At 70.8% G+C, this 6237-nt stretch carries 7 protein-coding genes and 1 pseudogene; 4 read left to right on the forward strand and 4 right to left on the reverse strand.

The genetic code is table 11. The annotated features are described in order from the left end of the window. Positions 1 to 75: 75 nt before the first annotated feature. Positions 76 to 333, reverse strand: coding sequence for a primosomal protein N' family DNA-binding protein (locus AC2W7C_RS12325; RefSeq protein ID WP_486001705.1), 258 nt, complete (start codon positions 331 to 333; stop codon positions 76 to 78). Between the two features lie 30 nt (positions 334 to 363). On the opposite strand from AC2W7C_RS12325, the gene fsa reads away from it, so the two are divergent. The 4 genes and pseudogenes from fsa (at position 364) to AC2W7C_RS12345 (ending at position 3761) form a co-directional block, all read left to right on the forward strand. Further along, positions 364 to 1017, forward strand: coding sequence for a fructose-6-phosphate aldolase (fsa, locus tag AC2W7C_RS12330; protein ID WP_486001706.1), 654 nt, complete (start codon positions 364 to 366; stop codon positions 1015 to 1017). Positions 1018 to 1040: 23 nt separating this feature from the next. Then, a complete protein-coding gene (locus tag AC2W7C_RS12335; RefSeq protein WP_486001707.1) occupies positions 1041 to 1742 on the forward strand; it encodes a DUF484 family protein in 702 nt (233 codons plus the stop codon). Further along, positions 1724 to 2655 (forward strand): annotated as a pseudogene (locus AC2W7C_RS12340) (tyrosine recombinase XerC). Before AC2W7C_RS12335 ends, AC2W7C_RS12340 begins: the two are co-directional and overlap by 19 nt. Before the next feature lie 224 nt (positions 2656 to 2879). Further along, entirely contained in the window at positions 2880 to 3761 is an 882-nt protein-coding gene (locus tag AC2W7C_RS12345) for a retropepsin-like aspartic protease (RefSeq protein WP_486001708.1), read from the forward strand. 10 nt (positions 3762 to 3771) lie between these two features. Here the strand turns inward: AC2W7C_RS12345 and lpdA are convergent, their stop codons facing one another. From lpdA to AC2W7C_RS12360, 3 genes are all read right to left on the reverse strand, one after another. Continuing rightward, the gene (lpdA, locus tag AC2W7C_RS12350) at positions 3772 to 5193 is read right to left on the reverse strand and encodes a dihydrolipoyl dehydrogenase (RefSeq protein WP_486001709.1); all 1422 of its coding nucleotides are present in this window, start codon (positions 5191 to 5193) and stop codon (positions 3772 to 3774) included. 109 nt (positions 5194 to 5302) lie between these two features. After that, the gene (locus AC2W7C_RS12355; RefSeq protein WP_486001710.1) at positions 5303 to 5794 is read right to left on the reverse strand and encodes a hypothetical protein; all 492 of its coding nucleotides are present in this window, start codon (positions 5792 to 5794) and stop codon (positions 5303 to 5305) included. 65 nt (positions 5795 to 5859) lie between these two features. Continuing rightward, on the reverse strand, positions 5860 to 6075 hold the full coding sequence (locus AC2W7C_RS12360) for an ATP-binding protein (RefSeq protein ID WP_486001711.1): 216 nt from the start codon (positions 6073 to 6075) through the stop codon (positions 5860 to 5862). Positions 6076 to 6237 lie beyond the last annotated feature (162 nt).

The raw sequence follows: 6237 nt of genomic DNA on the forward strand, positions 1-6237 counted from the left end.
CACCCGGCCGCTCGGGCCGGGGGCGCGGCGCGCGCAGCCCCTTCAGCGCCGCCGACGCCATCTCTCCCGGCGCGCTCAGCGTCCACCGGGCCGCCCATTCGACGAAATCCACGGTCCGCTCGGGCAGCCGGGGATCCTCCAGCACATGATCGATCGCCTTGAGCCGCCGTTCGAACCGGTCGTCTCGTGCGCCTCGGTCACCACGCCCCGGATCAGCCGCGGCCCCAGGGGCACGGCGACCTGGTCGCCGCGCGTGACCTCGAGCCCGTCCGGAACCTCGTAGTCGAAGGCCTCGGGCACCGGCAGAGGAATCAAGACGGATGCGACTTTCACCGCCGCCCCCTCTCCGGTAGAAGCCCCGCCATGAAACTCTTCCTCGACACCGCCGACGTCGCCGTCATCAAGGACATGGTCCCCACCGGAATGGTGGACGGCGTGACCACCAATCCGTCTCTGATCGCCAAGTCGGGCCGGAACATCGCCGAGGTCATCGCCGAAATCTGCGCGTTGGTCGAGGGGCCCATCTCCGCCGAGGCCGTGGCGACCGATTTCGCGACCATGGTCAAGGAAGGCGACAAGCTCGCCGCCATCGCTCCCAACGTCGTGGTCAAGCTGCCCCTGACCTGGGACGGCCTGCGCGCCACCCGCGCCTTCGCCGACAAGGGGGTCAGGACCAACGTCACCCTCTGCTTCTCGGCCGCCCAGGCCATGCTGGCCGCCAAGGCCGGCGCGACCTTCATCTCGCCCTTCGTCGGCCGGCTGGAGGATCACGGCGCCGACGGAATCGGCCTGCTGGAAGAGATCCGGACGCTGTACGACATCCACGGCTTCGAGACCGAGGTCCTGGCCGCCAGCCTGCGCAACCCGGGCCACGTCTCGGCCGCCGCGCTCGCCGGCGCCGACGCCGCCACCCTGCCGGCGGACGTTTTCAAGGCCCTGGTCAAGCACCCGTTAACCGACAAGGGGCTTGATGCCTTCCTGGCGGACTGGGGCAAGACCGGTCAGTCGATCCTGTAATCAACGCCTCCGGGGAGAGGTCCGTGAGCGTTTCGCCTGACCTCTCCGCCAAGCCCGAAGAGCCTCACTGGCCGGAAATCCGCGCCTGGCTGCAGGCCAATCCCCAGACCCTGCTGGACGACCGCTCCCTGCTGGAGGAGATCGGCCTGAAGCCGCACGGCCGCAATGTGGTCGAGTTCGGCCGCGCCGCGCTGACCAAGCTGGAGGAGGTCGCCGAGCGCGAGGCCGACGCCCGCAAACGCGTGGAGGCCGTCGCCCGCGCCAACTTCGCCGCCCAAACCCAGACCCACGTCGCCGCGCTGGACCTGATGGAGGCGCGAAACCCCTCCGATCTCTCCCGCCGCCTGGATGCGGTGGCCCAGGGCCGCTTCGGCCTGGTCGGCGCGGCCATCGCGCTGGAGAAACCCGGCGGAGTGCCCTTCGGCTGGAAGGCGCTCGAGACCGGCGGCGTCGACGCCCTTCTGGGCGAGCACGGCCTGACATGGCTGGGGCCGAACTTTTCGGGCCTGGGCCTGTTCGGCGCCGTCGAGCGCGAGGTGAAGTCGGTCGCCCTGATCCGGATGGCGCCCCAGTTCCCCGGCTCGGACGAGCCGGGCCGGCACGCGATCTGCGCCTTCGGCTCGCCCGACGAGGACGGCTTCACGCCGACCATGGGCTGCGAACTGGTCGCCTTCATCGCTCGCGTGGTCGAGCGCACGGCCGAACGATGGCCCATCCTGACCTGACCACCGCGGATCAGGCTCTGGCGGCCTGGCTGGAGCATCTGTCGCACGAACGCCGCCTGTCGCCCCGGACGCTGGAGGCCTACGGCCACATCGGCCGCCTGTACCTGGCCTTCCTGGAGCGGCACCGGGGCGGACCCCAGGGGCTGGTCGATCTCGGGACGGTCGCCGCCGCCGACCTGCGCGCCCACCTTGCCGAACGACGAAGCGGGGACCGGCCGCTGAACGGCCGCTCGATCAGTCAGACCCTGTCGGCGATCCGGGCCTTTCACATCTTCCTGGATCGGCGATGCGGCGTGAACGCCCCCCAACTCGCCCTTGTGCGCGGCCCACGCCTGAAGCCGACGCTGCCGCGTCCGGTCACCGAGGATCAGGCGCGGGGCCTGCTGGCCGAAACCGAGGCCGATCCAGACGCCGCCCCGTGGGAGGCCGCCCGCGACCGTGCCGTCCTGACCCTGCTCTACGGTTGCGGCCTGCGGATATCGGAGGGCCTGTCCCTCGTCAGGGCCGACGTCCCCCTGCCCGAGGCCCTGCGCATCGCCGGCAAGGGCGGAAAGACCCGTCTGGCCCCGGTTCTGCCGGCGGTGACGACGGCGATCGACGCCTATCTGGCCCTGTTGCCCTTCTCCCTGGAGTCTCAGGACGCCCTGTTTCGGGCCCGGCGCGGCGGCCCGCTGGGCCCACGGCAGGTGCAGGCCGCGATGCAGCGCTGCGAGGCCGCCTGGGCCTGCCGGCCAGCGCCACCCCGCACGCCCTCAGGCACAGCTTCGCCACCCACCTGCTTGGGGCCGGGGCCGACCTGCGCTCCATCCAGCAGTTGCTGGGGCACGCCAGCTTGTCCACCACCCAGAAGTACACGGCCGTCGACGCCGCCCGCCTGCTCGACGCCTACTCCGCGGCCCACCCCCGCGCCTGACAGCAGGGTGGCGGCTGCGGCCCCGTCACGGACTCGCCACATCAGTCAAACGGCGCCTAGAGTGTCCAGAAATCGACCGCGAAGTGGAGGCGGCGCTGGATCGAACCCGCACTGAGGGCCTGGACCGCCGCGCGCTGCTGGCCGGCCTGGGCCTCGGCGCGTTTCCGGCTTCCGCCGCCTGGGCGCAGGATCCCCTTGAGCCGAACGCCCCGTCCGCGGGTCCGATGCCGATCCAGCTCCTGTCCAACCTGTTCACCCGCGTCGGAGCCGGGGTGATCCTGAACGGGCGCGGCCCCTTCACCTTCGTGATCGACACCGGCGCCGGGTCCACCTCCATCTCCGACGCCGTGGCGGACCAACTGGGCCTGCCCGAGCTGAATCCCGTCATGGTCCATGGCATCACCACGGCGACGGTCACGCCCAGCGTCGCGGTCGGTCGGCTGGCGCTCAGCGGCCTGGGCTTCCGCAATCTGCGCTGTCCGGTCCTGCCGCGCGACCAGCTGGGCGCGGACGGCCTGCTGGGTCTGGACGTGCTCGGCCGGTTCCGGCTGACCTTCGACGTCGCTCGCCGGTCCGCAAGCCTCAGCGCGCAGGGAATCCGCGTGCTGACAGGCGGCAGGGCGTCGGCCGATACGCGCCTTCGGCGGGACGGCATCCGCTCGGTCAGGGGCCGTTTCGGCCAGCTGATCCTGACCCAGGTGGTGGTCGATGATCAGCCCCGCGGCGGCCTCGTCGACAGCGGGGCCCAGTATTCGATCGGCAAGTCTGGACCTGCGCCGGGCATCGCGGCGCGCCGCGCCGACGCGGGCCGCCCATCCCGCCCGATCCCCCTTTTCGGCGTCACGGGCCAGAGCCTGCAGGCCGATCTGGCCCGCGTGGACGATCTGCGGTTGGGTAATTCCCGGCTAGGGGTCACCCCGCTGCTGTTCGCGGACCTGCACTGTTTCCGGACGCTGGAGATCGCGGACCGGCCGGCGCTGCTGATCGGCGCCGATCTGCTGGGCCGCTTCCGGGACGTGACGCTGGACTTCCCCAACGGGCGCGTCTCTTTCGAGGGCCTGCGCCGGCAGACCACCCGGACGATCGAGGACGAGGTCGACAGATAGCGAACAGGCCTCAGGCCTGCATGATCCAGCCTTCGACGCCCATGGCCGCCTGCTTGACGGCCTCCGAGCGGGTCGGGTGCGGGTGGCAGATGCGGGCGATGTCTTCCGAAGCCCCGCCGAACGCCATGGCCACGCAGGCTTCGCCGATCATCTCGCCGGCCTGGGGGCCCAGGATGTGGACGCCCAGGATCCTGTCGGTCGCCGCGTCCGCCAGCACCTTCACGAAACCCTCGGTCTCGTGGTTGATCTTGGCGCGGCTGTTGGCCGTGAAGGGGAACTTGCCGGCCTTGTAGGCGACCCCGGCCTCCTTCAGCTGCTCCTCGGTCTTGCCGACCCAGGCCACTTCCGGCGAGGTGTAGACGACGCTCGGCACCAGGTCATAGTCGACATGGCCGGCCTTGCCCGCGATCAGCTCGATGACGGCGACCGCGTCCTCCTCGGCCTTGTGGGCCAGCATCGGGCCGTGCGTGACGTCGCCGATCACCCAGACGCCGCCCGCGTTGGTCTTGAAGTGGTCGTTGGCGATGAAGCCCCGCTTGTCGGCCTCGACGCCCACGGTCTCCAGGCCCAGGTCGTCGGTGTAGGGACGGCGCCCGATGGCCACCAGAACGACGTCGCCCTTCAGCGTCTCGGCCGCGCCGCCGGCGGCGGGCTCGATGGTCAGCTCCACGCCGTCCTTGCCGGTCTTGGCGGCGGTGACCTTGGAGCCCAGCTTGAAGGCCATGCCCTGTTTGGTGAGCGCGCGCTGGAAGGCGGTGGCGACGTCCTTGTCCATCCCGGGCGTGATGCGGTCCAGGAACTCCACCACCGTCACCTCGGCCCCCAGACGGCGCCAGACCGAGCCCAGCTCCAGGCCGATGATGCCGGCGCCGACCACGATCAGCTTCTTGGGGACCGACGGCAGCGACAGGGCGCCGGTCGAATCCACCACCCTGCCCTCCTCGAAGGCGACGCCCGGCAACGGGGTCGGCTCCGAGCCGGTGGCGATGACGATGTTCTTCGTGGCCAGGGTCGACTTCGAACCATCCGCCGCCGTCACCTCGACCGCGCCAGGGCCGGTGATGCGGCCCCGGCCCTTGATCCACTCGACCTTGTTCTTCTTGAACAGGAACTCGACGCCCTTGGTCAGCTGCCCGACGCTGTCGGCCTTCTGCTTCATCATCTGACCCAGGTTCAGCTTGGGCGCGCCGACCTCGATGCCCAGCGTCGGGAATTCCTTGCTCACGGCCTCGAACAGTTCCGAGGCGTGCAACAGAGCCTTGGACGGCATGCAGCCGACGTTCAGACACGTGCCGCCCAGGGTGTCGCGCATCTCGACGCAGGCCGCCTTAAGGCCCAGCTGGCCGGCGCGGATCGCGGCGTTGTATCCGCCGGGGCCGCCGCCGATGATGACGACGTCATACTGAGCGCTAGGGGTGGCGGCTTCGGCCATGGGGTCTCTCTGGTCCTGTCGTGGGCGCGGGAAGGCGCGCGGAACCTAGCGGCAAGGGCGCCGGGGTCAACCACATGTAGGCATGATCCGCCTGGGCGGGAGGCCGGCCTCAGTAGGCGAACTGGCCGGCGACGCGCTTGCGTCGGATGCGCCGGCTGGCGACGACAACCAGCACCCCCAGCAGGAACAGGACGCCCAGGACCAGCCACAGCGGGTCGAACGGCAGGTTCGACAGAGCTTCGGGGGCGGCCATGGTCGCCGATCCGCTCGACCGGGCGGCCGCATCGCCGCCGCCGTTCCGGTCCAGCGCCAGCCTCAGCACGGCGTCGGCGATGAAGCCCAGGAAGTAGGCGACGGCCGCCTTGGAATTGCCGGCCCCCAGCATCAAGGCGGCGATCAGATACAGGGCGACCGCCCCCACCCACAGGGTCCAGGCCGGAATCACTCCGAACAGGTCGCCGCCGGCTCCGGCGTCCGCCTGGGCGGCCACCCCCGGAAGGTCCGGCGCTCCGCCCTGGATCAGCGGCTGGATGAACGGCCAGGCCAGCCAGCCGGCGTAGCCGATGACGGCCAGCACCACGATGAATCGCAACACCTTCATGATCGCCCTCCACGCGTCTCGTTAACCACCCTACACCGTGATCGACGAACGGGGATAGCGGGCAGTCAGGCGGCGAGAACGCCCTCGGCCTGGGGCAGGGTGATCGAGATTTCGGCGCCGTCGCCCGGCGCGCCGTCGATCGACAGCGTCCCGCCCGACTGCCGCGCGAAGGCGTAAGCCTGCGACAGTCCCAGGCCCGCGGCGCCCTCGCGGGTCGTGAAGAAGGGTTCGATGGCCCTGGCCGCCAGCTCCCGGTTCATTCCCGGCCCCGAATCCCGCACGCTCAACCGCAGGCCGCCCTCAAGCAGCGCCTCGAGCCGGACGCCACCGAGCCGCGTCCGTCCACAGCATCGATGGCGTTCTGGGTCAGCGCCTTGACGGCGCCCTCGAAGGCGACCGGATCCAGGCGCGCGGGCGCGGCCTGGCCGGGGCCTTCGATCAGC

Source organism: Brevundimonas sp. CURTG3B2_SDJG, from assembly GCF_057364705.1.

What these genes read in the sequence shown, in the direction of transcription:
- lpdA (WP_486001709.1), bottom strand. Translation starts at nt 5,193, where the DNA reads ATGGCCGAAGCCGCCACCCCTAGCGCTCAGTATGACGTCGTCATCATC.
- AC2W7C_RS12345 (WP_486001708.1), top strand. Translation starts at nt 2,880, where the DNA reads ATGCCGATCCAGCTCCTGTCCAACCTGTTCACCCGCGTCGGAGCCGGG.
- fsa (WP_486001706.1), top strand. Translation starts at nt 364, where the DNA reads ATGAAACTCTTCCTCGACACCGCCGACGTCGCCGTCATCAAGGACATG.
- AC2W7C_RS12355 (WP_486001710.1), bottom strand. Translation starts at nt 5,794, where the DNA reads ATGAAGGTGTTGCGATTCATCGTGGTGCTGGCCGTCATCGGCTACGCC.